Annotated in this window: 1 protein-coding gene and 1 pseudogene; both read right to left on the reverse strand. The window is 61.1% G+C overall.

Annotation, left to right across the window (positions count from 1 at the left end; genetic code table 11):
• Positions 1–103: pseudogene (locus tag ASE11_RS25900) on the reverse strand (ABC transporter ATP-binding protein); the annotation flags it as partial.
• A 140-nt stretch (positions 104–243) separates the two neighbouring features.
• On the reverse strand, positions 244–1,581 hold the full coding sequence (locus tag ASE11_RS13480; RefSeq protein ID WP_056272266.1) for an ABC transporter substrate-binding protein: 1,338 nt from the start codon (positions 1,579–1,581) through the stop codon (positions 244–246).
• Between the last annotated feature and the right edge of the window lie 62 nt (positions 1,582–1,643).

Below are 1,643 nucleotides of genomic sequence, written 5' to 3' on the forward strand. Positions count from 1 at the left end.
TCGGGTCGGGCACGTTGAGCGAGACGCCCTTGAGCACCAGGATCACGTGGTTGTAGATGACCTCGATGCCGTTGACGTTGAGGACGGTGTTGGGGGTTGTCATGGTGTGTTCCTCAGTTGCCGATGGAGAACCCGCCGCGAGTGAGATGTCCTCACCCAGAGACACCGGGGGTCCGGCTCGGCCGGCCCCAGGGTGTCGCCCCTTTGAGGGGGGCGCGCGAAGCGCGGCGGGGGTGATTCCGATCAGCTCTGGCAATCCGCACCCGCCCGACGAGTCAGGCCCTTGGTTGCGGCGAACTTGTCAGCAGCCGCTTTCGCCATCGGCTTGATGATTTGCTGGTCGCTCTCGTACCAGTCGGACGAGAAATTCCACTTCTTGCCATCCCAGGTGTGCACGCGGGCCCACGAAGTGCCCATGTGGTCCTGGCAGCTGGTGGAGATCGGGCGCATCACGTCCTTGAACCCCAGCGCGTCGAGCTTGGCTTGCGTGAGGTTCAGGTTCTCGTAGCCCCAGCGGGCCTGCTCACCCGTCATGACCTTGCCCTTGCCGAAACGCTCTTGCGCTGCGCGCACACCTTCAACGCTGAGCATGGCTGCGATGGCACCACGCATGTACAGCACATTGCCAACCTGCTCCTTGGGTCCCGTACCCTTGTTGGCGGCGTACAGCTTTGTCAACATCTCCTGAGAAACCTTGGCCTCGTGGTGCGCTCCGTGTTGGAACGCCAGACCGTTGTAGCCCTTGGCGCCGTCGCCCACGTCCTGAACGTCGGGCTCCGAGGCTGCCCACCAGTTGCCATACATCTTCTCGCGCGGGTAGCCCGTGGCCTGGGCTTCCTTCAAGGCTGCCGAGTTCATCACGCCCCATCCCCACAGGATCACGTAGTCCGGGCGGTCACGTCGGATCTGCAGCCAGGTGGACTTCTGCTCCACGCCCGGGTGTGCCACCGGCATGAGCAGCAGTTCGAAACCGTGCATGCGGCTGCGTTCCTGCAAGATGGCGATGGGTTCCTTGCCGTACGGGCTGTCGTGGTAGACGTGGGCGATCTTCTTGCCCTTGAGTTTGTCAAAGCCACCTTCCTTCTTCGCCAGATGCTGGATCAGCATGTCGGCTGCGGTCCAGTAGTGACCTGCGATGGGGAAGTTCCACTTGAAACTACCGCCATCCTGGCTTTCACTGATGCCATAACCGGAGGTGATCAATGGAATCTTGTCGACGCTCACCTTTTCCGTCAAGGCCAGCGTGATGCCGGTGGACAAGGGGTGGAACACGGTGGCGCCACCGTTCTTGCCCTTGAGGCGCTCGTAGCACTCCACGCCGCGGTCGGTGGCGTAGCCGGTTTCGCACTCTTCAAACGACACTTTCACGCCGTTGATGCCGCCGCGCTCGTTGACCAGCTTGAGGTAGTCCACGTAGCCGTTGGCAAACTGGGCGCCGTTGGCGCCGTAGGCGCCGGTGCGGTAGGAAAGCACGGGGAAATACTGTTCGTTGCTTTGCGCCATGGCGCTCGGCGTCACCAGTGCTGCCGAAAGGCCCGCACAAACGGCGCACACAGTCAGAACCAGATTTCGCAGTTTCATTTCGTTGTCTCCTAATAAAAATCAAACACACACCAACACAAAACCCATGATGACCTTTGGAT

This window comes from Hydrogenophaga sp. Root209, from assembly GCF_001428625.1.
Lineage (GTDB): Bacteria > Pseudomonadota > Gammaproteobacteria > Burkholderiales > Burkholderiaceae_C > Hydrogenophaga.

Excerpts from the sequence above, each read along its gene's own strand:
- ASE11_RS13480 (WP_056272266.1), bottom strand. The coding sequence starts at position 1,581 with ATGAAACTGCGAAATCTGGTTCTGACTGTGTGCGCCGTTTGTGCGGGC.